Here is a 23,376-nt window from a genome sequence, read left to right as displayed (position 1 = left end):
TGGAAGGAGCTGAGGAATATGACGGTAATAGCCATTGGGGCGGCCGGCATCGCCGCGGTGCTGATGGCGGTGCAGCTCAAGGGAATGAAAGGGGAATACGCCACCTATCTGATTATAGCAGCGGGATTTTTTATCTTTTTCTACGGAATTTCCAAGCTGGAATCCATCATGGACACGGTGGAGCGGATTCAGGGCTACATCAGGGTGAACAAAGTCTATCTGGCGACCCTGGTCAAAATGATCGGCATCACCTATGTGGCGGAGTTTGCCTCCGGAATCTGCAAGGACGCGGGCTTCGGCTCCCTTGGCACGCAGATCGAGATTTTCGGCAAGCTGTCCATCCTGGCCATCAGCACGCCGATTCTCCTGGCCCTGTTGGAAACCCTGGAGGTATTTCTCACATGACCGGGCGGAGCGCAAAATACCGCAGGACATGGGCCAGGGCAACCCTGGCGGCGGCCCTGATTCTGCTCTTTTGCGGCGCGGGGGGATTCCCGGCGTGCACTTACGGAGCGGAGCAGACGCCAACGGCCCAGGAGCGGGAAGATGAGCGTCGGGATGAGCTGGACGCCGGGGTGGACAGCGCCCTGGGCCAGCTGGACATCGGGGAGGACCTGGACAAGATTCAGGAGTTTCTGGACACCAGGCTGACGCCGGGGAGCGGATTCTCTTTCACCTCCATGATGAAATCCCTGCTCACCGGAGATTTGAAATCCGTGTTGGGACAGGCGGGCATGGGTCTGAAGAACAGTCTGGTGAGCGAGGTGCACTCCGCCGGCTCGCTGTTGGCCCAGGTGGTGGTCATCGGAATGGTGGGGGCGGTGTTCACCAATTTTTCCTCCGTATTTAAAGGAGGGCATATTTCCGACACCGGTTTTTTCGTCACCTACCTGCTGTTGTTCACCTGCCTGGCCGCCAGTTTTTTCGCCAGCATCGAGATCGCCTCGGATGTGCTGGGGCAGGTGCTGGATTTTGTGAAGCTGCTGATGCCCGCCTATTTTCTGACCGTGGCCTTCTCCGGGGGCAGCGTCTCCGCGGTGGCCCTGTACGAGGCCATGACAGCGGCCGTGACCCTGGTCCAGTGGCTGTGCTGCAATCTGCTGCTCCCGGTGGTGCGCATCTACGTGCTGCTGGTTCTGGCAGGCCACGTGGCCAAGGAGGAGATGCTCAGCAAATTGACGGAGCTGTTGGAGCAGTGGGTGGGCTGGGCCTTAAAAACCCTCATGGGCCTGGTGCTGGGGCTTCAGGTGCTCCAGGGGATGGTCGTGCCCTACGCAGACAGCGCCGGTCAGGCCGGGGTGCGCAAGGTCATTGAAATTATCCCGGGCCTGGGCCAGGGAGCCGGCGCGGTGGCGCAGATGGTGCTGGGGTCCGGTGTGCTGATCAAAAACAGCCTGGGCGCGGCCGCGGTGGTGGTCCTGTTAATTATGACGCTGGTGCCCATCGCCAAGCTGGCGGTGCTGATGCTGTTCTACCAGCTGGCCGCGGCGGTGATGCAGCCGGTGTGCGACAAGCGGGTGGTTTCCTGCGTCAGCGGCGTTTCCTGCGGCCACAAATTACTGCTGAAAATCGTGGTCTCCTCCCTGCTGCTGTTCGTGATCGCTATCGCAATCACCTGCGCGGCCACCAACGTCAACTATTACACGGTCTGAGTCCGGGAAAGGAGGGCGCGCATGACAGCGGTCTACGAGTGGGTGCGCAATATCACCTATTACATGATTTTTATCACCGTTGTGGGAAATCTTCTGGCCGATTCGAAGTATGAAAAATACCTGCGTTTTTTTGCCGGAATTATCCTGATTTTGCTGGTGTTAAAGCCCCTGACCGGAAGCCTGCGGCTGGACGAGCGGATCGCGTACCTGTTTGAATCCATCTCCTTTCAGAAGGAGGCCGACGATTTTAAGGAAAAACTGTGGGGGATGGAGGACGAGCGCCTGGAACGGGTCATGAGCACCTACGAGGAGGCGGTGGCAATGGATATCAGAGGTATGGCCGACACCGCGGGATTTTCGGTCCGCAGCGTGAAGGTAACCATTGAGACGGACCGCGACAGCCCGCTCTACGGCCACGTGACGGACCTGTATATGAAGCTGGGGCGGCAGAAGGAGGAAAATGCCGCGGGCGGGGGATGGAACACGGCGGGGGGAATCGGCGGGAGCGCAGCCGGGAACAGTATCCCGTCCAGCGGAAATAGCGGATTATCCGCGGCAGGCAGCGAATCCGCGGATATTCAGATCGAACCGCAGAAAATCCAGGTGGAACCGGTTCAAATCGGGAGCGGGGCGGCCGGAGGACCGGCGGAGGGCGGCTCAGGCGATCCGGCAGTCCCGGCCCCTGGGGCCTCGGCAGTCATCGCCCCCGGCGACCTTGCAGCCGCCCCCGGCGACCTTGCAGCCGCCCCCGGCGACCCTGCAGCCACCCCCGGCGACCTTGCAGCCGCCCCCGGCGACCCTGCAGCCGCCCCCGGCGATCCTGCAGCCACCGCCCCAGGCACCCCGGCCGTCATCCCCCCCGAGGCCTCCCGGCCTCTCACCGAAGAGGAGGCAGTCGCGGCTGCGGTGGAACAGAGCCAGATACTGGCGCGGACGTTTCCGGCGAATCTGGAGGAGCGGACAAAGATCAATGCATTTATTCGAAAGGTGGCGGGATATTATGGACTTGAGACAGCACATGTCCAGGTGGAATGGGAAGATGACTAAGGAGAAATGGCTGTTTCTGCTGTTTATCGGGGTGGTGCTCATGATTCTGGCTTTTCCGGTGGGAAAGGGCGGGGGCAGTGGCACGGCCGTCTTTTCTAAGCAGAAGGACAGCGGGACGCAGGTGTCGGAGCTCAAAGGGGCGCAGGACGGCTCGGCTCTCTCCGGGCAGATTCCCTCCGCCTCCCTGGCGGGGCAGAACAGCGCAGGCGGCACCGGCGGGGGAAGCGGCGGATCGGGGGGAGGCAGCGGCGGCCCGGGCGGCGGAGCAGGAGCCGGGGCACCGGGGAGCGGCGGACAAAATTCCGGTAACGGCGGCGTAGGAGGCGGAGCAGGCGGCAGCGCCGCGGCCTCCGGTTCGGCGGACAGCTCCGAGGAGAACGTCCCCGCTTCCGCAAAAGGGGCGGGGGAATCCGCCTACGAGGCCCAGATGGAGGCCCGGGTCAAGGAGATTCTGCGGCATGTGGACGGCGTGGGCCAGGTGGATGTGATGATCGTGCTCAAATCCTCGGAGGAGAAGGTATTGCGGGTGGACCGCAACAGCAGCGTGAGCGACACAAAGGAGCAGGACTCCCAGGGCGGCACCAGAAGCTCCCAGAGCAGCCAGACCCAGGAGAGCACGGTACTTTCCGGCGGCGGATCGGGGCAGGGCAGCGTGCCCTTTGTGGAGAAAGAGCTGCGCCCGGAGATATCCGGGATCGTCATCAGCGCCGCGGGAGGGGGAAGTCCCACGGTAAAAGCCGAAATTTCTGCGGCGATGGAAGCATTATTTGGGCTTCCCCCACATAAAATAAAAGTATTAAAGCGGGTGGAATAAAAGGAGCGTTGAATATGAAGAAGATGAAGCAAGTCAAAGAGCATATGAAAGACATCAACATGAAACGCCTGTTCCGGCGGAATCAGATCATTATCACCACGCTGGCCGTGATGATCGCGGCGGCCGGTTATCTGAATTACGCTGGAAAAAAGGAACTGGCGGACAGCAACCAGGTCTATGAGGCGGGAGCCATGGATATCTCGGACGAGGATATTCTGGCGGAGAACCAGGCGGTGCTTAACAGTCAGAACGGAGGCCAGCTGCTGGAGATCCCCAGCCTGGATGACCCGGACGACGGCAGCGGCCAGGTAGCCCAGAACGGAGCGGACGGACAGCTGGCGGCCCAGAACGGAGCGGACGGCGAGCAGTTAGCCCAGGCCGGGGCGGACGGCGAACAGCTGGCCCAGGGCGGAGCGGACGGACAGACCACCGCGCCGGACGGCAACGGCGGCCAGCAGGCGGCAGACGCCGACGCGCAGACCGGGCTGGAGAATCCGGGGGAGGCCGTGCTCACCAGCGGAATGAGTGTGTCCGACTACATAGCCAACGTGCAGCTGAACCGGGAGCAGATTCGGGCCAAGAATAAAGAGACACTGATGGGCCTGATCGACAGCACCACCATCGACGACGCCGCAAAACAGCAGGCCATTCAGGACATGATCGACCTGACCGAGGTGTCGGAAAAGGAAAATGCGGCCGAAACCCTGCTCATGGCCAAGGGCTTCTCCGATCCGGTGGTCAGCATCACCAAAGACAAGGTGGATGTGGTGATCAACGCGGCCAGCATCACGGATCCCCAGCGCGCCCAGATCGAGGACATCGTCAAGCGCAAAGCGGAGGTAGCCGCGGACCAGATCATTATCACCCTGCTGAACCTGGCCGAATAAAACGGAATCAGACTGGAAAAATCGAATAATCACCAAAAAACTCTGGTTTACAGAACCTGCCCGCAGGCGTAAACCGGAGTTTTTTACATGTGCAAAATGCCCATCGTCCCCCCTATCTGGGGAATCCGGCCTCCTCCCGCTGCCGGGCCAGAAGCAGCTCCAAGGTGCCTTCCCTGGACCTGTGCAAATGGTCCTCCATGGCCAGCGCGGCATTTTCCCAATCCTTTTTCAGGCAGGCCGTCAGGATGCGGACGTGCTCCCCGCAGGTCTCCCTCACACGCCGGGCCGACAGGGTGCCGGTCAGAATGCGGAACCGCCGGTTCTGATTGTACAGCAGTTCATAATTCTGTTTCAGATAAAGATTGTCGGCGGCTTCCATGATCCACATATGAAAGTCGTCGTCCGCCTGGAAGAACTGCCTGCCGCTTATGTCGGGGAGGGAAAAGAGCTGGCAATACCTGAGAATCTCCGGCTCCCCGAGGGCATCGCCGTACTGCCTCAGGGAGTAGGGCTCCAGCAGCAGTCTCATCTCATAAACCATGCGCACGTCCTTCAGCGTCAGCGGGGAAACCACAATGCCGCGCTTGGGCATGATTTTGATAAGCCCCTCCTGTTCCAGGCGCCCCAGCGCGTCGCGCACGGGGGTGCGGCTGGTGTTCACCTCTTCGCACAGGTATTCCTCGTTGTAGACTGCTCCGGGAGCGAACTCACAGTTGATGATCTTCTCTTTGATAACGTTGTATGCCTGCTGTTTTAAATTGCGTGCTGCCATGGACGGCCCCTTTCCGCTGATAAATCCCTGGAGATTGCTGGCTTTATTGTATACGACGGCGTTGGCAAAATCAAGAACGGAGCCCCTGAAAATCCACTTCATCGGACAAAAACAAACTAATGTATACATAAAATTAAACCAAAATCGGGAAAACAAGCCGAAACTTTAAAATAAAACCTATAATATAGTTATAATGCACAAATAAAATCTATGATTTATCTAAAAAGTAAAAAAAATTACAAGATATCTTGCAAATAAAAACACCATGTTGTATACTTTGAAATATACAACACGCCGGAACGGCAAAGTATAAAACACAAAGGAGAAGGAACGTATGAAGAAAAGAGTCGTGATTTTTTTGTCAATGTTGATGGCAGTAGGGCTTTTGGCCGGATGCGGCGGGGGAAGCACCGCCGGTGACACGCAGGCCCAGGGGGAGCAGAAAACAGTAGAAACAGAAGTGAAGGATACAACAGAACAGGAAAAAGAAACCGCCCCGCTGAATGCAGTCAGCAAGGGCGATATGATCGGAGTGTCCCTCACCAGCCGGTCGGCGGAACGCTGGCTGCGCGACGGTAATACCCTGAATGAGGACTTGACTGCAGCCGGCTACCAGGTGGATTTGCAATACGCGGACAGCAAGCCTGAGATGCAGGTTCAGCAGATTGAAAATATGATCTTAAAGGGCTGCAAGGTTCTGATCGTGGCCCCGGTTGACAACAGCGCCCTTTCCTCCGTGCTGGCTACGGCCAAGGAAAATGGAATCCTGGTCATCAACTACGACCTGGGAATCGTGGGCAGCAGCGATATCGACTATTTCGTGGGATTTGACAACTCGAAGGTGGGAACCATGCAGGCCAACGCCATCATTGAGAAGCTGGGCCTGGACAAAGGCGAGGAAGGCCCCTTCTACATCGAGCTGGTGGCGGGCAGCCTGGCCGAGGCCAACTGCTACATGTATTTTGAGGGAGCCATGGAAGCCTTCAAGCCCTACATGGACGCAGGCAAGCTGGTGGTAAAGAGCGGACAGACCTCCATTGAACAGTGTACGGTGGTGGACTGGAAGCTGGAGCTTCTGACCGCAAGGCTGGACAACCTTTTGACCACGTATTATTCCGACGGAACCCTTTTGGATGCGGTGTTAAGCCCCTCCGATTACCTTTCCGGCCCCATTGCCACCAGACTGGAATCCTTCGGTTACGGCAGCGCGGACATGCCTATGCCGGTGATCACTGGAAACGACGCCACGGAGTCCGTCTGCAAGATGATCGCAACGGATGAGGTGTACATGAGCGTGTTCAAGGATACCCGCCTTCTGAGCGGAGCCTGTCTGGACATTATAAACGCTCTTGCAGAGGGGAGAGAGCCGGAGGTGACCGACGTATATACGCCGGACGTATATGAGATTCCCACCATTTTCGTGCCCATGGAGAGTATTACCAAGGAGAACTTAAAAGAAGTTGTGGTGGACTCCGGTATCTTTACCGTGGAACAGATTTTTGGCACAAAATAAATTTCTGCCGGTTCAGGCGAAAGGGAGAGCGGAGTGTCGGATTTTATACTTGAAATGAGGAATATCACCAAAGAATTCTTCGGTGTGAAAGCGCTGGACAATGTGGAGCTGAAGGTGAAGCGCGGAGAAATCCACTGCATCGTTGGGGAGAACGGAGCCGGGAAATCCACGCTCATGAACATCCTCAGCGGGACTTACCCCTACGGCTCCTACAGCGGGGATATTGTCTACGACAATGAGATATGCCAGTTCCGCAACATCAAGGACAGCGAGGGAAAGGGGATTGTCATTATCCATCAGGAGCTGGCGCTGATCCCCGGCCTGTCGGTGGCGGAAAACCTGTTTTTGGGAAATGAACGCCAGAGCCACGGGGTCATCGACTGGGACAGGACCAACGAGGAAGCCAAAAAGTGGCTGGATATGGTGGCCTTTAAAGAGGAGGCCACCAGGCTGGTAAAGGATGTGGGAATCGGCGCGCAGCAGTTGATTGAGATCGCCAAAGCCCTGGCAAAAAACGTTAAGCTTTTAATCCTGGACGAACCCACGGCTGCGCTTCCGGAGACGGAGGCCAGGCATCTGCTCAATCTGCTGAAGGAGCTGCAAAAGCAGGGGCTCACCAGCATCATTATCACCCACAAGCTCAACGAGGTCTGCTACGTGGGGGACCGCGTGACGATCATTCGCGACGGCTGCACGGTGGGCGGGCTGTCGGAGGAGGAAAAACCGTTTTTGGAAGATATCATTGTGAAGGGCATGGTGGGGCGCGAGATGCTCCACCGCTACCCGGAACGGCCGGATCATTTTGTAAAGCCGGAAGTGGGCTTTGAGATTCGGGAGTGGAACACCTTCCACCCCACCTACGCGGAACAGCAGATCGTGAAAAATGCCAGCCTCAAGGTCCACAAGGGGGAGATCGTGGGACTGTACGGCCTGATGGGAGCCGGGAGAACGGAGATGGCCATGAGCGTGTTCGGGCGCTCCTACGGCCAGAAAACAAGCGGCCGGATATTCAAGGACGGCAAGGAGATCAAACTGCGGTCCGTAGCCGCGGCCATTCAGAAAAAAATCGCCTATATCAGCGAGGACCGGAAAAATTACGGCCTGGTGCTGCCGAAGGACATCCAGTTCAACGTGTCGCTTGCGGGCATCTCCTCCATCGCGGACCACATGGGCGTGGTGGACGAGAACCAGGACGTGGTGGTGGCGGAGGACTACTCCAAGCGGCTGAATATCCGCTCCACGGGCATCGACCAAAGGGTGGAGAGTCTTTCGGGCGGCAACCAGCAGAAGGTAGTTCTGGCGAAATGGATCTTCACCCACCCGGACGTGCTGATTCTGGACGAGCCCACCCGCGGCATCGACGTGGGAGCCAAATACGAGATTTACTGCATTATGAACCAGCTGGCCCAGGAGGGCAAGAGCGTACTGTTCATTTCCTCCGACCTGTCGGAGATTCTGGGCATGTCGGACCGGATCTACGTGATGAACGAGGGGACCATCTGCGCGGAGATGGACGGAAAGACGGCCACCCAGGAATCCGTGATGCAGTGTATTGTGGAACATAATAAGGAGGAAGGGATATAATGCAGGATTTAAAAGCAATGCTGAAAAAGCGCGCCAGGCAGAACGGAATGCTGGTCGTCGTCCTGGTGATCGTGCTGTTTTTTCAGGTCATAACCAAGGGGGTCATCTTAAGACCCATGAACATCGCCAATCTGGTGATGCAGAACGCCTACGTGATTATCCTGGCCACCGGTATGATGTGCTGTATCCTGACCGGGGGAAACGTGGACCTGTCGGTGGGTTCTCTCTGCGCGTTCAGCGGCGCGCTCTGCGGTCTGTTGATGATCGGAAAGGGCCTCAACACATGGCTGGTTCTGATGATCGTGTTCGGAGTCGCGATCTTAATCGGAGTCTGGAACGGCGGCTCCATCGCACGGTTCGCCGTGCCGCCCTACATTGCGACCCTGGCCTCCCAGCTGATCTTCCGGGGCGGCACCTATATCGTGTTAAAGGGCGTTTCCTACACCACCTACCCTCCGGAGTTCCTCATGCTGACCACCGGGTTTATACCGGATTTCTTCGGCGGCAAGACGCTTCACATCACCACCATGCTGCTGGGCATCGCAGCCTGCGTGATCTGCGTGCTGCTGGACGTGAAGAAGCGGGCGAGAAAACGCAAATATAAGCTGGAGGTGTCCGGCGTCCCGTTCTTCGTGGGCAAGCAGGCGCTGATCTGCGGCGTTATTTTGTGGTTCACCTACTCCCTTGCAGCCTACAAGGGCATGCCGGTGGTCCTGATCAGCGTGGCCCTTATCGTGTTGATTTACAATTTTATTCTGGAAAAGACGGTGGCCGGAAGAAACCTGTACGCAGTTTGCGGAAACCGTAAGGCCGCCAGGCTATCCGGCATCAACGACGACCGCGTGCTCTTTATCGTATATCTGAACATGTCGGTTCTGGCCGCAATCGCCGGAATCGTGTTTACGGCCAGAATGAATTCCTGTTCCACCATGATCGGAAACGGCTTTGAGGGCGACGCCATCGCGGCCTGCTTCATCGGCGGAGCTTCACCCGCCACCGGAAGCGGAACCATTTTGGGCGCGCTGATCGGCGCGCTGGTCATCGGCGTGCTGAACAACGGAATGTCCATCATGGGCGTCCAGTCCGACGTGCAGATGTGCGTCAAGGGTCTGGTCCTGATGATCGCGGTGGTATTTGACCAGATGCAGCGAAAAGGAAGATAAAATCGGAGGTAAGATCATGTTGTACAAAATCAGCCATGACCATGGCTTTCACTATTGGGATGAGAAAAATGAACCGGTTCTGCGCATCCAACCGGGGGACAGCGTGGAGTTTGAGACAAAGGACTGCCTGTGTAATGTGCTCACGGAGCAGAAGAGCGAGCGCTACGACGTGGCCGTGTTCGACAAGGTCAACGTCAACCCGGTGACGGGCCCGGTGTACATCGAGGGGGCTATGCCCGGGGATGTGCTGGAGGTGACCATCGAGGAGATTCGGTTAAAGGACCGGGCGATTGTGACCTGCCAGGAAACCTACGGGCATGTGGGGGATTTCTTCACCGAGACCACCTACAAGATCACGCCGATCCGCGACAATATGGTGGTGTTCGACCGGCATTTGCAGATTCCCTGTGATCCCATGGTGGGCGTGCTGGGAGTCACGGCCAAGGGTCAGCACATCAACTCCAACTTAAACGGCGTCTGGGGCGGAAATATGGACAACACCATGATGCGCCAGGGCGTCACCCTGTACCTGCCCATCGAGGTGGAAGGGGCCCTTGCCGGGACCGGCGACGTGCACGCGGTGATGGGAGACGGGGAAATGAACTGTTCCGCGGTGGAGGCCCCCGCCTTTGTGACGCTGAAGTTCAATGTGCGTAAGGACATCCGGATCAACGAGCCGGTGCTCTGCACCCAGGACCATTTTGTGACCATCGCAACCCGTCCCACGGCGGACGAGGCCATACGGGACAGCACCCGCGAGATGTTCCGGTACATAAAAGAGCACACCAAACTGGACCCGGAGGAGATTTCCATGCTGATGACAGCCATCGGAAACAACGAGGTGTGCGTGGCCTGCGGCGAGGACAGTAAGACGATGCGTTTTACCATGCCCTGGTACGCCCTCAAGGTCTACGGATTCAGCGCATTTTAGGAACAGAACATTAGAAAGATAGAGGGATGGAGCATGGAATGCAGAAGCATTAGAATAAACGCTCCCGGGGAAGTGGAGATCATCCGGACGGAGATTCCGGCTCCGGGAAAGGACGAGGCGCTGTTAAAGGTGCTGTACGGAGGAATCTGCGGCTCAGATCTGGGCAGCTACCGGGGGACCTTCGCGTATTTTGATTACCCCAGGATACCGGGCCACGAGTTTTCGGCGGAGATCGTTGAGATCGACGAGGAAAATGCCTACGGCCTGAAAGAGGGCATGATCGTGACCTGCAACCCGTATTACAACTGTGGAAAATGCTATTCCTGCCAGAGAGGTCTGGTAAACTGCTGCGAGCACAACGAAACCCTGGGCTGCCAGCGGGACGGGGCGTTCAGCGATTACGTGGTGATGCCGCTGGAGCGCATCTACGACGGAAAAGGCCTGCCCGCCAGGACGCTGGCGTTAATCGAACCGTTTTGCATCAGCTACCACGGGGTCAAGCGGGCGGATTTAAAAGCCGGGGACAAGGTGCTGGTGATCGGCGCCGGAACCATCGGCATACTGGCGGCCATGGCGGCCAAGGAGCAGGGCGGAGAGGTGACCATCTGCGACGTGGCCCAGGGGAAGCTGGACCTGGCCCGGGGCTTCGGCCTGGATCAGTTCATCCTGAATCACGGCGACGGAACCTTCGCGGACCAGGTGCGCGAGGCCACAGGGGCCAACGGATTCGACGTTGTGATCGAGGCCGTGGGGCTGCCCTCCACATTTGAGAACTGCATCGAGGCGGCGGCATTTGGCGGCAAGATCGTGCTCATCGGGGTGGGCAAGGAGAATCTGGATTTCAACTTCACCATGATTCAGAAAAAAGAACTCAACATTTTCGGCTCCAGAAACGCGCGCAAGGAAGACTTTGAACAGCTCATCGAGCTGGTCCGGGGCGGAGGCGTGGATCTGGAAAAGGTGGTGACCGACGAGTATCCCTTCGAGGAGGCGGAGCGGGCGTTCCGGGAATTTTCGGAAAATGCCGGGAAGATGCTGAAGGTGGTGATCCGGTTTGCCGGATGAGTCCGGGGCAGTCTGTTTCGCGCTGCTGCGGAGGAACGTTTGAAGGCCCGGCGGCAGAGCCGGTCTGTGAAAGCGGGTGGGACTTGATATGGATTTGAAGGATGTGTTTCTGTTCAAGAGCAGGCAGAGGCGGCAGCGGGAGGAAGCGGAATATCAGGAGCGGATTTTCCACCTGGGACCGGGGCACCGGGAGGGTGCGCTGCAAAGGCTGAAATCCCTGATCCGGGAGGAAAAGACGGAGGCGGAGCTGATCTATCTCTATACCTGCGTGAAGGACATTTACACCGCGTCCAGGCCCGGGGAGCGGGAGGAAGCTCTGGGGGAGTGGTATGAAGCCACATACCTGTTCCCGGAGGATAAAAAACGCCTCATCGCCCTGGTGCTCCTGGAGTCCGCGGCCTCCGGCCCGGATGATATTCCGGGGGCGGAAGCGGTGGAGAAGGCGGCGGAGAGCTGGGGGTAGCGGCTCGGCGCTCCTGCCTCAGAGCCATTTGGCGGCGCGCCATACCGGGCCGCAGTACCCTAAAAATTACAGTGATAAAGCAAAAATCCCGCAAGGTGGAGGCTGATCCGACGATGGCCGTACCCTGCGGGATTTTTTTGTGTTCCGGCCCTACGGGATTTTTCCGTGTTCCTGCCGCCCGGCCGCGCTCGTCCGGACCCTATACAGGCAATAAACAGGATTGACTATTGATCCGCTTTCTGCTATGCTGTCATTGTTGGTTAGAAAAAACTAACCCCTAAAATCAACCCCACAGAGCAAGGAGAACACAGATTGACATACATATGGATCAACCCGGTGACGGAGCACATGTACCAGGCCTCCGCGCTGGAATCGTTTTTAGAGAGGCACGGTCTGACGCGGGTGCGCTGCCGCAGGGACTGGGGAGCGGTCGTGCGGGAGAAGTATCAAAACCGGGCGAAGGAGACCAGGGGGACGGTGGTGGATGCCCGCTGCCCCATGGCCTGTAAGCTGGCCGGAGAGCTGACGCAAAATTTTGCGCCGGGAGGAGGGCCGGGGAATTTCCACATCCCGGACATCGAACCCATCCTCATCCACTGCGCCAGAGAGATCAGCGCCCGGGAGGACTTAAAGGGAAGCCCAAAGCTCATCACCACTCCCTGTCAGGCGCTTGCGGAGGCCGGGAACGCGCTGGGGCTTGCGGACACGCGTTTTTTGACCTGGAACGGGCTTATGGAGTCCGTGGGGGAGATCCTCTTTGGGGACCCGCCGGAGGACAGCCCTATCCCGCCGGGATTTTTTGACAGCCTTGGGCTGGAGATGGACAGCCTCACGGGCCGCGGCCCCATCGAAGCGTACCTTAGCGCAGGGGGCCGGGACGAGGCCCGGCTGGTGGAACTCTTGTACTGCGAAAACGGCTGCCACAATGGAGACGGGGTGGTGAGAGATGTGTGACAGATGGAAGAAACTAGCGGCACCGGTCCTGGGAATCGCCGTTTTGCTGGTTCTCTGGTACGGCGTTTGCCGGGCGGGAATTTTCAGCGCCTACGTGCTGCCCCCGCCAGCCAAGGTCCTGAACAGCTTTTCCAAGATGCTGCAAACCGGCGAGCTGTGGCGGGACGTGTGGATCAGCTTTCTCCGGGTGATGAAGGGATTTTCCATCGCCTTTGTGCTGGCGTTCCTGCTGGGCATGATCCGGGCCCTTCTGCCGTCCGCGGGGGGATATTACGAGTATGTGGTCCAGTTTTTCCGCAACGTGCCGCCGTTAAGTATGATTCCCCTGCTGATTCTCTGGTGCGGAATCGGGGAGACCACCAAGACGGTGATCATCGTGCTGGCTTCATTTTTCCCCATGTACCTGAATATTGTCAAGGGATTTACCGGCTGCGACCGGAAACTGTTGGAGGTTGGGGACATGTTCGGTTACTCCCGGACCCGCAAATTCATGCGGATCGTGCTCCCCTACGCGACGGCCGACATTCTGGTGGGCATGCGGATTGGACTGGGCTACAGCTGGCGGGCGATCATCGGCGCCGAGATGGTGGCCGCGTCCACCGGGCTGGGACACATGATCCTGTTCGCCCAGCAGATGTCCAGGACCGACAAGGTGATCGTGGGCATCCTGGTGATCGGCGCGGTGGGCTATGGGACGGACCGCGTGTTCGGGCTGGCCATCGGCAAATTACTGAAAGGACGCTGTGACAATGGCTGGAATTGAGCTCATAAACGTACACAAACAATACCGGGTGGAGGACCGCACGGTCCCGGTGCTGCGCGGCATCGGCCTTCAGATTCCGGAGCGGCAGGTCACCGTGATTCTGGGCCGCAGCGGCTGCGGGAAAACCACGCTGCTGCGCCTGACCGGCGGCCTGGAGGAGGCGGACGCGGGGGAGATCCGCTACGAAGGCCCCCACCGCACCGCTTTCGTGTTCCAGGAGCCCCGGCTGATGCCGTGGCTGACCGTGTGGGGAAATGTGACCTTCGGCCTGGAGAAGCGGGAGATCAGCCGGAAAAAGGTGGAGGACATTATCGCCACCGTGGGGCTGACCGGATTTGAGAAGGCCTACCCCTCCCAGCTCTCCGGCGGAATGCAGCAGCGGACTGCCATCGCCCGCGCCCTGGCCTATCAGCCGTCCTTTATCATGATGGACGAGCCGTTTGCGGCCCTGGACTATTTTACCAGGGAGCAGATGCAGCGGGAGCTTTTGCGGGTACAGCAAAAACAGGGCAGCAGCATCCTGTTTGTGACCCACAGCATCGACGAGGCGCTGATTCTGGGCCATCGGATCGTGGTGATTGAGAACGGGCTGGTAAAGGCCGAATACCAGGTGCCGGAATCCGCCGGAGACCGGAACCTGCTGGACGACACGTTTATTTCCCTGAAACGGGATATTATAAAAAGCCTGTAATCCTGTGGGCGTTCGCGGCCGCAGGATTCACATAAAAATTTAAGGAGGATCAGATTATGAAAAAAATTGTTGCAATGGGACTGGCGGTCTGCATGGGGGTCATGTCCCTTTCCGGCTGCGCGGGCGGAAGTAAAAACGCTGCCGCCGGGGGAGAACAGACGGTGGCGGAGCAGGCCGGAGCGGGCCAGGCCGGGACAGACCAAAGCGGAGCGGGCCAGGCCGGGACAGACCAAAGCGGAGCGGGCCAGGATGGGGCAGACCAGACCGGAGCGGGCCAGGATGGGACAGGCCAGACCGTAGCGGGCCAGACCGGGGCAGACCAGGCCGGGGCGCAGAAGGCAGCTTCCGGCCTGGACAAGCTGGTGTTCACCTACGTGACCTCGCCCTTAAACGTACCCACCATCATTGAGCGGAATCAGAACATTTTCGCGGACGACTTCGGGAAAATGGGAATTTCCGTGGAGTACGCGGAGATCAATTCCGGGGCGGACCAGACTCAGGCCCTGGCTTCCGGCGACGTGCAGGTGCTTTACGCGGTGGGAGCCACCTCGGTGATTCTGTCTGCGGCCAACGGTGCGGATATCAAGGTGCTCAACATGTACAGCCGCTCCCCCAAGGCGTTTTCCATGTACGCAAAGGACGACAGCCTGACAAGCCCTGAGAGCCTGAAGGGAAAGACGATAGCGGGCCCGGCGGGAACCAACCTTCACGAGCTGCTGGCGGCTTACCTGGCCACCGGCGGTATGACCATTCAGGACGTCAACTATGTGAATATGTCCATCCCGGACGCCAAAGCGGGGCTGGACGGCGGCAGCGTGGACGTGGCCCTGATCGCGGGCGCTACGGCTTACCAGGCGCAGCAGCAGGGATACCACATGGTGGCGGACGGCGAGGGCCTGATCAAGGCGATCATCGCGGTGGCCGTCCGGGAGGATTTTTACAATGAAAACCGGGACGTGATCGACCGCCTGATGGCGGACCAGGAGAAGATCGCCGCTTTCATGAGGGACAACCAGGAGGAGACTTTAAAGATTGTGGCGCAGGAGCTGGACCTGGACGAGCAGGCCGTGAAGGACATGTACGCCTGCTATGATTTCTCCCTGGACGTAAGCGACGAGGACCGCGCGGGCTTCCAGAAAACGGCGGACTTCATGCTGGAGTCCGGCATGATCGAGGAGCCGTTAGATGTAAACACACTGTTTTTCCAGTAGCCGAATCAAACACAGTACAGAAGAGAGAAGGCGTCTGCCGCCCGGGAGCTGGTTTGCTCCAGACGGCAGATGCCTTTTTTGACCGTGTAAAATGTGTCGGGAGCCGGGTGGGACGGCGGGGATATACGTCATCCAAGCGCAATCTCCACGCGATAAAAAAGAATTAAGCCTATGCAAAATCATGGATATTTGGTATAATAAAACCAATTAGGGCCATATTCCGGCTATTTTGCGCCGGAGGCGCCGCATTTAGCGCGGCGCGGCGAATCATATCAGACAGGAGGTATTTGTTGTGGCGGAAGCGGAGAATCGCAGTACCCATAAAGTATATGAGAAAGACAAGATCGGAGAAGTCCAGATTGCCGACGAGGTGGTGGCGATCATCGCCGGGCTGGCGGCCACGGAGGTGGAAGGCGTCGCGTCCATGGCTGGCAATATCACCAACGAGCTGGTGGGCAAGCTGGGTATGAAGAATCTGAGCAAGGGCGTCAAGGTGGAGGTGACGGAGGAGCACGTATCCGTGGATCTCTCCCTGTATATCCGGTTCGGATACAACATCCCCGAGGTCAGCGAGAAGGTACAGGACAAGGTGCGCACGGCCATCGAGAATATGACCGGGCTCACCGTGCTGGATGTGAACATCAAGATTGCCGGCGTCAGCATGGACGAAAACCGGTAATCACATGGCCTGCACGGCCCGATACCAGACTCCCCGGACATGGGCGCCGGGGAGTTTTATACATTTTTAATTGTTTTTATGCATTGAATTTGGTATAATCAAGGAAACCCCAGGCACCCGGCCCGGGCGGGAACGCCTTTGCCGGGTATCCATTATGGACTGAAGAAAGGAAACCAACGAAATGACCAGAAGAGAATTGCGGGAACACTGCTTTAAGATGTTGTTTTCCGCCGACTTCTACCCTTCGGCGGAGGAAGTGAAGGAGCAGCTTAAGCAGTATTTCAACGCACCCGAGGAGGATGATGTGGACCCCAAGGGGGAGGTGACGATCCTGCATAATGTAGAGATAAAGGAGGAGGACAGCCGTTACCTGGAGAAACGCGTGGCCGGAATTATGGACAAGATTCCGGAGATCGACGAACAGATCAATGAAGTGGCGGCCGGCTGGCGCACCAAGCGTATGGGTAAGGTGGAGCTGACGATCCTGCGTCTGGCGCTGTTTGAGATGAAGTACGACGATTCCATCCCGGAGAAGGTGGCCATCAACGAGGCGGTGGAGCTTGCCAAGAAGTTCGGCGGCGACGAGTCCCCGTCCTTTGTCAACGGCATCCTGGCGAAATTCGCCGGCAAGGACCTCTTGCCATCCCCCGCGGAACCTGAAAAGACCGGAACGGAAAAAGCATAAGGCGGCGGAAACATGGGGAGTATTTATACTGTATCGCAGGTGAATTCCTACATTAAAAACATGTTTACCCAGGATTTTGCCCTGAACAAAATATCCGTCAAGGGAGAGGTTTCCAACTGCAAATACCACCCATCGGGCCATATATATTTCACATTGAAGGACGGCGGCTCCCAGATCGGAGCCGTGATGTTTGCCTCCCAGAGGAAAAATCTGGGATTTAAAATGGAGGAAGGCCAGCAGGTGGTGGCTCAGGGAACCGTGGACGTGTACGAGCGGGACGGCAAATACCAGCTCTACGCCAGGTCCATTACCCTGGACGGCACCGGCGATCTCTTTCGCAGATTCGAACAGCTGAGAAACGAGCTGGAGGAGATGGGGATGTTCGACGGCTGTTACAAGCAGCCCATTCCCAGATACGCAAAGCGCGTTGGCGTGGTGACGGCCAGCACAGGGGCGGCCATCCGGGACATCATGAACATTTCCGCCCGGCGCAACCCTTACGTCCAGCTGATTCTGTATCCGGCTCTGGTCCAGGGGACCGAGGCCAAATACAGCATCGTGAAGGGCATACAGACCCTGGACCGCATGAATCTGGACGTGATCATCGTCGGCAGAGGCGGCGGCTCCATCGAGGATCTGTGGGCCTTTAACGAGGAGATGGTGGCGCGGGCTATTTTTGAGTGCGGCACGCCGGTGATCTCAGCGGTGGGCCACGAGACGGATGTGACCATAGCGGACTATGTGGCGGACATGCGGGCCCCCACGCCCTCGGCGGCGGCGGAGCTGGCGGTGTTCGACTACAGCCAGTTTGAGGCTCAGACGGACCTCTACCGGAGAACCTTAAACCGGGGCATGGAGCGCAGGCTGGAGCGGGTGCGCTACCGCCTGAACCAGGACGTGCTGCGCCTGAAAATGCACCACCCCGAGCGGCAGCTCAACGAGAAACGCCAGCGCCTGGTCGACCTGGAGGACCGCATGGGGCGGATCATGGAGCGGCGGGTCACGGCCGGACGCCACCGGCTGGCGCTGCTGGCGGGGCGTCTCCAGTCGCTGTCGCCTCTGGAGCAGATCAGCCGCGGCTACGGATTCATCACCGACGGCGGGGGAAAACGCCTGGAGTCCGTTTCCCAGGTAAAGCCCGGGGACCGGATCACCGTCCGGGTGCGGGACGGAAGAGCCGTCGCCCGCGTGGAGGAGACGGAATCCTTAGATGACAGGAAAGGCGGAGAGCTGACATGACAAAAAGCGCAAAGAGCGCCAAAGGTCAGGAGATGGCCGGCAGAGAGCCGGGCATCGAGGAGACCTTCGAGGCGCTGGAAGAGATGGTTAAAAAACTGGAGGACGGCGAGAACACGCTGGAAGAATCCTTTGCCTGCTATGAGCAGGGGATGAAGCTGGTGAAAACGCTGAACGCACAGATTGACAAAGTGGAAAAACAAATTCTGATATTGAGCGAGGGTGATGAACATGAGTGATATGGAACAGTTTAAAGCGGAAATGGAGCGCAGGACAAAGGAGATCGAGCAGATAATCGAGCCGTACCTGCCGGAGGAGACCGGGCATCAGAAGACGGTGCTTGAGGCCATGAATTACAGCATGAAGGCCGGCGGCAAGCGCCTGCGCCCCATGCTCATGCAGGAAGTCTGCCGACTGTTCACCGGGGATGTGCTGGACTGCGTGATCCCCTTTATGGCGGCGGTGGAGATGATTCACACGTCCTCGCTGGTTCACGACGATTTACCGTGCATGGACGACGACCGTCTGCGCCGGGGAAAGCCCAGCACCTGGGCGGAGTACGGCGAGGACATCGGCGTTCTGACCGGCGATGCGCTGATGATGTACGCCTTTGAGACGGCGGCCAGGACCTTTGAGACCAGCATCGATCCCGATGAGATTTCCGCCATCGGGCGCGCCATCGGCATTTTAGCCCACAAGACCGGCGCGTTCGGCATGATCGGCGGCCAGACCGTGGATGTGGAGCTGGCGGGCAGCGATATCCCCAGGGACAAGCTGGATTTCATCTACCGCTTAAAGACCGGCGCGCTGCTGGAGGCTTCCATGCTGATCGGCGCGGTGCTGGGCGGAGCTGCGGAGGAGGACTGCAAGATCGTGGAGCGCCTGGCGTCCCACATCGGCATGGCCTTCCAGATTCAGGACGACATCCTGGACGTGACCGGCAGCGAGGAGGAGCTTGGCAAGCCCGCGGGAAGCGATGCGCGCAACGGCAAGACCACTTATGTGACCCTGGAAGGTCTGGAGAAGGCGAAGAAGGACGTGGAACAGCTGTCCGCACAGGCCATTGAAGATTTGGAACAGCTTCCGGGCAACAATGAATTTTTGGAGAATCTGATCCGCATGCTGATGGATCGCAAAAAATAAGCCGGAGTAAGAAGGATTTCAGAACATGATATTGGAACAGATAAAAGGTCCGCAGGACATCAAGCAGATGTCTCTGGAAGAGCTGGGACAGCTCGCACAGGAGATAAGAGCGTTTTTAATTGAGAAGATCAGCCACACGGGGGGCCATCTGGCCTCAAACCTTGGCGTGGTCGAGCTTACCATTGCGATGTACCGGACCTTTGACCTGCCGGAAGACAAGGTCATATGGGACGTGGGGCATCAGTCCTACACCCACAAAATTTTAAGCGGGCGCATGGCGGAATTCGACGAGCTGCGCCAATACGGAGGGCTCTCCGGCTTTCCCAAGCGGAAGGAGAGCCCCTACGATTGCTTTGACACCGGTCACAGCTCCACCTCCATCTCCGCGGGTCTGGGCATCGCCCAGGGGCGGGATATCCTGGGACAGGACTACGAGGTGGTCTCCGTGATCGGGGACGGAGCCTTAACCGGCGGGATGGCCTACGAGGCATTGAACAACGCGGCGCGCATGAAGAAGAATTTTATCATCGTGCTCAACGACAATAAAATGTCCATTTCCGAGAATGTGGGCGGAATGTCGCGCTATCTGAACGGCCTGAGAACGGGCAGCGGCTACAACGATCTGAAAAAGAACGTGGCCAACGCCCTGGACCGGATTCCCGTGGTGGGCGCGCCCATGATCGACAAGATCAAGCGCACCAAGAACAGCATCAAGCAGCTGTTTATCCCGGGGATGCTCTTTGAGAATATGGGCATCACCTACCTGGGGCCGGTGGACGGGCACAACATTTCCCAGCTCTGCAAGGTGTTCCGGGAGGCGAAAAAGCTGGATCACGCGGTGCTGGTGCATGTTTTGACCAAAAAGGGCAAGGGCTACAAGCCTGCGGAGAAAAATCCGTCCCGCTTCCACGGGGTGGATCCCTTTGATGTGACTACAGGGAAATCCCTGAAGGAGAAACAGTACCCAAGCTACACCGAGGTATTTTCCCGCAAGCTCTGCCAGCTGGCGAAGGAGCGCCCCAACCTGGTGGCGCTGACCGCGGCCATGCCGGACGGCACGGGTCTCTCCGACTTTGCCCGGCATTATCCGGGACGGTTCTTTGATGTGGGGATTGCCGAAGCCCACGCGGTTACTTCGGCGGCAGGCATGGCCGCAGCCGGTTTGAAGCCGGTGGTAGCGGTCTATTCGTCGTTTCTCCAGCGGGCCTACGACCAGGTATTACACGATGTCTGTATCCAGGACCTGCCGGTGGTGTTCGCCGTGGACCGGGCAGGGCTGGTGGGCAGCGACGGGGAGACCCATCAGGGAATTTTCGACTACTCCTTTTTGACCTCCATCCCCAACATGAGCGTCATGGCGCCCAAGAACCTGTGGGAGCTGCGCGCCATGCTGGAATTTTCCATGGACTACAACCGCCCCCTGGCCATCCGCTATCCCCGGGGCGAGGCGTACCGGGGCCTGAGGGATTTCCGGGAACCCATTGTCTACGGCAAGGGGGAAATGCTCTACGAGGAGGAGGGGATCGCCCTTCTGGCCGTGGGAAGCATGGTCAGCACCGCAGAGCACATCCGGCAGAAGCTGAAGGCGGAGGGACGCTCCTGCACCCTGGCAAACGGGCGCTTTGTGAAGCCCTTTGACCGGGAGCTGGTGGACCGCCTGGCAGAATGGCACAAGGTGATCGTCACCCTGGAGGAGAATGTGCTGCAGGGCGGCTACGGCCTGCCGGTCACCGCCTATATCCATGAGCATTATCCCCACCGCCGGGTGTTGAATATCGGCATACCCGACGCCTATGTGGAGCACGGAAACGTGTCCGTGTTGCGGGAGGGCCTGGGCATCGACAGCGATTCCATTATAAAGACCATGAAGAGCAGGGGATATTTGGATTAGGAAGAGACTGAAGAAGAAAAGAGAGGAACTTTAGCGGAATGAAAGAACGGTTGGACGTACTCCTGGTGCAGAGGAATCTGGCGCCCTCCAGGGAGAAGGCGAAGGCGCTGATTATGTCGGGCATCGTCTATGTGGACGGGCAGAAGGAGGATAAGGCGGGCACGCAGTTCGATGAGGCGGCCGCCATCGAGGTGCGTGGAAGCACCCTCAAATATGTGAGCCGCGGCGGCCTGAAGCTGGAGAAGGCCATGACGCATTTCGGCGTGGAGCCGGCGGGAAAGGTCTGTATGGACGTGGGCGCCTCCACCGGCGGCTTCACGGACTGTATGCTGCAAAACGGCGCGGTGAAGGTCTATTCCGTGGACGTGGGCCACGGGCAGCTGGACTGGAAGCTGCGAAACGACGAGCGGGTGGTCTGCATGGAAAAGACCAATATCCGCTACGTGACGCCCTCGGACATCGCGGACCCCATCGCCCTTGCCAGCATCGACGTCTCCTTCATTTCCCTGACCAAGGTATTGGGACCGGTGCGGGAGCTGTTGACCGGAGACGGACAGGTGGTCTGCCTGATCAAACCGCAGTTTGAGGCCGGGCGCGAGAAGGTTGGCAAAAGAGGCGTGGTGCGGGAGCGGTCGGTGCACCTGGAGGTGATCCGCATGGTGATAAGCTATGCGGTGGAAAACGGTTTTAATGTGTTGAATCTGGAATACTCGCCCATCAAGGGGCCGGAGGGAAATATCGAGTATCTGCTCCATCTGCAAAAGCTTTCCGGCGGGGAGACGCCCCAGAGGCCGGAGGACCTTCCCGTGGATCCCGCGGCCGTGGTGGAAGCGGCCCACTCACAGCTGGACTAGAGGACGGGGGACGGTATGAGACGCTTTTATATAATTGCCAATTATGATAAAGAATATGTGCGCGAGGCGGAGATGTTTATCCGCTCCTATCTGGAAGGGAAGGGCGCGCAGTGCACGGTGCAGCCCGCATTTCCCCAGGACTGCTCCAACCGGCACACCGAGAGCGCCATGGTGCCGCAGGAGGTCCAGTGCGTGATCACCATCGGCGGGGACGGAACCCTGATCCAGGCGGCCAGGGACCTGGCCGGGCGGGATATCCCGATGGTGGGCGTGAACCGGGGCCATCTGGGCTTCTTGAACCAGATCAGCCGCCAGGAGGATATCGCGCCGGTGATGGACGCGCTGCTGGAGGACCGCTATCAGCTGGAATCCCGCATGATGATCCAGGGGGAGGCCGTGCGGGACGGGCAGACCGTGATGTGCGACATTGCGCTCAACGAGATCGCCGTAACCCGCAAGGACGCCTTGAAAGCGTTGCGCTTCAAGGTCTATGTGAACGACGATTTCCTGAACGAATACTCTGCGGACGGAATTCTGGTGGCCACGCCCACCGGCTCCACCGCGTACAATTTATCGGCCGGCGGGCCGGTGATCGCGCCGGGGGCCAAGATGATGGTGCTGACGCCCATCTGCTCCCACGCGCTAAACGCCAGGAGTATCGTCCTGGCGCCCGAGGACACGGTCCGAATCGACTTTGTGAACGGCGGCCAGGTGGCTGCATTTGACGGGGACACATTCATTGAACTGGAAAAAGGGGACAGCATCCGTATTAAACGGTCGGAGATGCACACGATCATGGTGAAACTCAAGCAGATCTCCTTTATGCAGAATCTGAGCAACCATCTGGCCGGAAGAATATAGGAGGAGACAGACATTATGAAAGTAGAACGGCACAGCAAAATCGTGGAGCTGATCGGCAAGTATGAGATTGAGACCCAGGAGGAGCTGGCGGAAAAGCTGAACGAGGCGGGTTTTAACGTGACTCAGGCCACCGTGTCCAGGGACATCCGGGAGCTGAAGCTGACGAAGATCCAGGCGGACGGAGGCCGTCAGCGTTATGTGGTGCTGGAGGGGCCGAAGGGGACTTCCGCCGCCAAATTTATCCGGGTTTTGCAGGACGGCTTTATGTCCATGGACATGGCCCAGAACATTCTGGTGATCAAGACCGTGTCCGGCATGGCGATGGCCGTGGCGGCCGCCCTGGATGCGATTCACTTCCATGAGATCGTGGGCTGTATCGCGGGGGACGACACCATCATGTGCGCCATCCGCAGCGTGGACGACACCATTATCGTGATGGAGAAGATCAAGAAGATGGTGGAGGCATAGTCTGCCGCCGGGGCCGCGCGCTCATTGCGGCGGCTGCGAGAAAAGGGGG

25 protein-coding genes are annotated in these 23,376 nt (G+C 58.5%); 24 read left to right on the top strand and 1 reads right to left on the bottom strand.

Annotated features, from left to right (window positions below):
* Positions 1 to 18: 18 nt before the first annotated feature.
* The 5 genes from ACK2JC_RS05905 to ACK2JC_RS05885 are packed head-to-tail and all read left to right on the top strand — an operon-like array spanning position 19 to position 4,400.
* Positions 19 to 405, top strand: coding sequence for a SpoIIIAC/SpoIIIAD family protein (locus ACK2JC_RS05905; protein WP_007709356.1), 387 nt, complete (start codon positions 19 to 21; stop codon positions 403 to 405).
* Positions 402 to 1,652 (top strand): stage III sporulation protein AE, encoded by a 1,251-nt coding sequence (locus ACK2JC_RS05900; RefSeq protein ID WP_107434465.1) that lies wholly within the window; start codon positions 402 to 404, stop codon positions 1,650 to 1,652. Before ACK2JC_RS05905 ends, ACK2JC_RS05900 begins: the two co-directional genes overlap by 4 nt.
* 21 nt (positions 1,653 to 1,673) lie before the next feature.
* Positions 1,674 to 2,699 carry a stage III sporulation protein AF gene (locus tag ACK2JC_RS05895; protein WP_368272574.1) on the top strand — a complete coding sequence of 342 codons (1,026 nt, stop codon included), beginning with the start codon at positions 1,674 to 1,676 and terminating at the stop codon, positions 2,697 to 2,699.
* The gene (locus tag ACK2JC_RS05890; RefSeq protein ID WP_368272572.1) at positions 2,653 to 3,513 is read left to right on the top strand and encodes a stage III sporulation protein AG; all 861 of its coding nucleotides are present in this window, start codon (positions 2,653 to 2,655) and stop codon (positions 3,511 to 3,513) included. Before ACK2JC_RS05895 ends, ACK2JC_RS05890 begins: the two co-directional genes overlap by 47 nt.
* Positions 3,514 to 3,521: 8 nt before the next feature.
* Positions 3,522 to 4,400 carry a SpoIIIAH-like family protein gene (locus ACK2JC_RS05885; protein WP_118756390.1) on the top strand — a complete coding sequence of 293 codons (879 nt, stop codon included), beginning with the start codon at positions 3,522 to 3,524 and terminating at the stop codon, positions 4,398 to 4,400.
* 112 nt (positions 4,401 to 4,512) lie between these two features.
* Here the strand turns inward: ACK2JC_RS05885 and ACK2JC_RS05880 are convergent, their stop codons facing one another.
* On the bottom strand, positions 4,513 to 5,172 hold the full coding sequence (locus tag ACK2JC_RS05880; protein WP_276948357.1) for a GntR family transcriptional regulator: 660 nt from the start codon (positions 5,170 to 5,172) through the stop codon (positions 4,513 to 4,515).
* Positions 5,173 to 5,506: 334 nt separating this feature from the next.
* On the opposite strand from ACK2JC_RS05880, the gene ACK2JC_RS05875 reads away from it, so the two are divergent.
* The 19 genes from ACK2JC_RS05875 to argR all read left to right on the top strand — a co-directional run bounded on the left by ACK2JC_RS05875 (position 5,507) and on the right by argR (position 23,327).
* Entirely contained in the window at positions 5,507 to 6,685 is a 1,179-nt protein-coding gene (locus ACK2JC_RS05875; RefSeq protein WP_368274865.1) for a substrate-binding domain-containing protein, read from the top strand.
* 33 nt (positions 6,686 to 6,718) lie between these two features.
* Positions 6,719 to 8,269: a sugar ABC transporter ATP-binding protein gene (locus ACK2JC_RS05870; protein WP_118756388.1), complete on the top strand. Its 1,551-nt coding sequence runs from the start codon at positions 6,719 to 6,721 to the stop codon at positions 8,267 to 8,269.
* Positions 8,269 to 9,432: an ABC transporter permease subunit gene (locus ACK2JC_RS05865; RefSeq protein WP_107434458.1), complete on the top strand. Its 1,164-nt coding sequence runs from the start codon at positions 8,269 to 8,271 to the stop codon at positions 9,430 to 9,432. Before ACK2JC_RS05870 ends, ACK2JC_RS05865 begins: the two co-directional genes overlap by 1 nt.
* 16 nt (positions 9,433 to 9,448) lie before the next feature.
* Positions 9,449 to 10,363 (top strand): acetamidase/formamidase family protein, encoded by a 915-nt coding sequence (locus ACK2JC_RS05860; protein ID WP_227170204.1) that lies wholly within the window; start codon positions 9,449 to 9,451, stop codon positions 10,361 to 10,363.
* Between the two features lie 33 nt (positions 10,364 to 10,396).
* Complete coding sequence (locus ACK2JC_RS05855; RefSeq protein ID WP_368271352.1) at positions 10,397 to 11,428, top strand: zinc-binding alcohol dehydrogenase family protein; 1,032 nt, start codon at positions 10,397 to 10,399, stop codon at positions 11,426 to 11,428.
* Positions 11,429 to 11,516: 88 nt separating this feature from the next.
* Positions 11,517 to 11,891 carry a hypothetical protein gene (locus ACK2JC_RS05850; protein ID WP_320936338.1) on the top strand — a complete coding sequence of 125 codons (375 nt, stop codon included), beginning with the start codon at positions 11,517 to 11,519 and terminating at the stop codon, positions 11,889 to 11,891.
* 312 nt (positions 11,892 to 12,203) lie between these two features.
* Complete coding sequence (locus ACK2JC_RS05845) at positions 12,204 to 12,845, top strand: hypothetical protein (RefSeq protein WP_227170201.1); 642 nt, start codon at positions 12,204 to 12,206, stop codon at positions 12,843 to 12,845.
* Positions 12,838 to 13,608 (top strand): ABC transporter permease, encoded by a 771-nt coding sequence (locus ACK2JC_RS05840; RefSeq protein WP_320936337.1) that lies wholly within the window; start codon positions 12,838 to 12,840, stop codon positions 13,606 to 13,608. Before ACK2JC_RS05845 ends, ACK2JC_RS05840 begins: the two co-directional genes overlap by 8 nt.
* Positions 13,595 to 14,299: an ABC transporter ATP-binding protein gene (locus ACK2JC_RS05835; RefSeq protein ID WP_320936336.1), complete on the top strand. Its 705-nt coding sequence runs from the start codon at positions 13,595 to 13,597 to the stop codon at positions 14,297 to 14,299. Before ACK2JC_RS05840 ends, ACK2JC_RS05835 begins: the two co-directional genes overlap by 14 nt.
* Before the next feature lie 56 nt (positions 14,300 to 14,355).
* Complete coding sequence (locus ACK2JC_RS05830; protein WP_320936335.1) at positions 14,356 to 15,510, top strand: NrtA/SsuA/CpmA family ABC transporter substrate-binding protein; 1,155 nt, start codon at positions 14,356 to 14,358, stop codon at positions 15,508 to 15,510.
* Between the two features lie 292 nt (positions 15,511 to 15,802).
* Positions 15,803 to 16,189, top strand: coding sequence for an Asp23/Gls24 family envelope stress response protein (locus ACK2JC_RS05825; protein ID WP_024737040.1), 387 nt, complete (start codon positions 15,803 to 15,805; stop codon positions 16,187 to 16,189).
* 181 nt (positions 16,190 to 16,370) lie between these two features.
* Positions 16,371 to 16,874: a transcription antitermination factor NusB gene (nusB, locus tag ACK2JC_RS05820; RefSeq protein ID WP_092362130.1), complete on the top strand. Its 504-nt coding sequence runs from the start codon at positions 16,371 to 16,373 to the stop codon at positions 16,872 to 16,874.
* A gap of 12 nt (positions 16,875 to 16,886) precedes the next feature.
* A complete protein-coding gene (gene xseA, locus ACK2JC_RS05815) occupies positions 16,887 to 18,113 on the top strand; it encodes an exodeoxyribonuclease VII large subunit (RefSeq protein WP_320936334.1) in 1,227 nt (408 codons plus the stop codon).
* Entirely contained in the window at positions 18,110 to 18,349 is a 240-nt protein-coding gene (gene xseB / locus ACK2JC_RS05810) for an exodeoxyribonuclease VII small subunit (RefSeq protein ID WP_302327097.1), read from the top strand. Before xseA ends, xseB begins: the two co-directional genes overlap by 4 nt.
* Positions 18,342 to 19,253, top strand: a complete 912-nt coding sequence (locus tag ACK2JC_RS05805) for a farnesyl diphosphate synthase (RefSeq protein ID WP_320936333.1) — start codon at positions 18,342 to 18,344, stop codon at positions 19,251 to 19,253. Before xseB ends, ACK2JC_RS05805 begins: the two co-directional genes overlap by 8 nt.
* Before the next feature lie 25 nt (positions 19,254 to 19,278).
* Positions 19,279 to 21,144, top strand: a complete 1,866-nt coding sequence (gene dxs, locus ACK2JC_RS05800; protein ID WP_320936332.1) for a 1-deoxy-D-xylulose-5-phosphate synthase — start codon at positions 19,279 to 19,281, stop codon at positions 21,142 to 21,144.
* A 38-nt stretch (positions 21,145 to 21,182) separates the two neighbouring features.
* Entirely contained in the window at positions 21,183 to 21,998 is an 816-nt protein-coding gene (locus tag ACK2JC_RS05795; protein WP_320936331.1) for a TlyA family RNA methyltransferase, read from the top strand.
* 15 nt (positions 21,999 to 22,013) lie between these two features.
* Entirely contained in the window at positions 22,014 to 22,859 is an 846-nt protein-coding gene (locus tag ACK2JC_RS05790; protein ID WP_092362138.1) for an NAD(+)/NADH kinase, read from the top strand.
* Between the two features lie 15 nt (positions 22,860 to 22,874).
* Complete coding sequence (argR, locus tag ACK2JC_RS05785) at positions 22,875 to 23,327, top strand: arginine repressor (protein WP_092362141.1); 453 nt, start codon at positions 22,875 to 22,877, stop codon at positions 23,325 to 23,327.
* The last annotated feature ends 49 nt before the right edge of the window (positions 23,328 to 23,376 follow it).

The sequence above is a fragment of the Enterocloster lavalensis genome, from assembly GCF_046603895.1.
GTDB classification, from domain to species: domain Bacteria; phylum Bacillota; class Clostridia; order Lachnospirales; family Lachnospiraceae; genus Enterocloster; species Enterocloster lavalensis.
This window is presented reverse-complemented; position numbering and strand designations above follow the sequence as displayed.

Coding starts and splice junctions, on each gene's coding strand:
- ACK2JC_RS05905 (WP_007709356.1), top strand. CDS start 19: ATGACGGTAATAGCCATTGGGGCGGCCGGCATCGCCGCGGTGCTGATG.
- ACK2JC_RS05900 (WP_107434465.1), top strand. CDS start 402: ATGACCGGGCGGAGCGCAAAATACCGCAGGACATGGGCCAGGGCAACC.
- ACK2JC_RS05895 (WP_368272574.1), top strand. CDS start 1,674: ATGACAGCGGTCTACGAGTGGGTGCGCAATATCACCTATTACATGATT.
- ACK2JC_RS05890 (WP_368272572.1), top strand. CDS start 2,653: ATGGACTTGAGACAGCACATGTCCAGGTGGAATGGGAAGATGACTAAG.
- ACK2JC_RS05880 (WP_276948357.1), bottom strand. CDS start 5,172: ATGGCAGCACGCAATTTAAAACAGCAGGCATACAACGTTATCAAAGAG.
- ACK2JC_RS05875 (WP_368274865.1), top strand. CDS start 5,507: ATGAAGAAAAGAGTCGTGATTTTTTTGTCAATGTTGATGGCAGTAGGG.
- ACK2JC_RS05865 (WP_107434458.1), top strand. CDS start 8,269: ATGCAGGATTTAAAAGCAATGCTGAAAAAGCGCGCCAGGCAGAACGGA.
- ACK2JC_RS05860 (WP_227170204.1), top strand. CDS start 9,449: ATGTTGTACAAAATCAGCCATGACCATGGCTTTCACTATTGGGATGAG.
- ACK2JC_RS05855 (WP_368271352.1), top strand. CDS start 10,397: ATGGAATGCAGAAGCATTAGAATAAACGCTCCCGGGGAAGTGGAGATC.
- ACK2JC_RS05850 (WP_320936338.1), top strand. CDS start 11,517: ATGGATTTGAAGGATGTGTTTCTGTTCAAGAGCAGGCAGAGGCGGCAG.
- ACK2JC_RS05840 (WP_320936337.1), top strand. CDS start 12,838: ATGTGTGACAGATGGAAGAAACTAGCGGCACCGGTCCTGGGAATCGCC.
- ACK2JC_RS05835 (WP_320936336.1), top strand. CDS start 13,595: ATGGCTGGAATTGAGCTCATAAACGTACACAAACAATACCGGGTGGAG.
- ACK2JC_RS05830 (WP_320936335.1), top strand. CDS start 14,356: ATGAAAAAAATTGTTGCAATGGGACTGGCGGTCTGCATGGGGGTCATG.
- nusB (WP_092362130.1), top strand. CDS start 16,371: ATGACCAGAAGAGAATTGCGGGAACACTGCTTTAAGATGTTGTTTTCC.
- xseA (WP_320936334.1), top strand. CDS start 16,887: ATGGGGAGTATTTATACTGTATCGCAGGTGAATTCCTACATTAAAAAC.
- xseB (WP_302327097.1), top strand. CDS start 18,110: ATGACAAAAAGCGCAAAGAGCGCCAAAGGTCAGGAGATGGCCGGCAGA.
- ACK2JC_RS05805 (WP_320936333.1), top strand. CDS start 18,342: ATGAGTGATATGGAACAGTTTAAAGCGGAAATGGAGCGCAGGACAAAG.
- dxs (WP_320936332.1), top strand. CDS start 19,279: ATGATATTGGAACAGATAAAAGGTCCGCAGGACATCAAGCAGATGTCT.
- ACK2JC_RS05795 (WP_320936331.1), top strand. CDS start 21,183: ATGAAAGAACGGTTGGACGTACTCCTGGTGCAGAGGAATCTGGCGCCC.
- ACK2JC_RS05790 (WP_092362138.1), top strand. CDS start 22,014: ATGAGACGCTTTTATATAATTGCCAATTATGATAAAGAATATGTGCGC.
- argR (WP_092362141.1), top strand. CDS start 22,875: ATGAAAGTAGAACGGCACAGCAAAATCGTGGAGCTGATCGGCAAGTAT.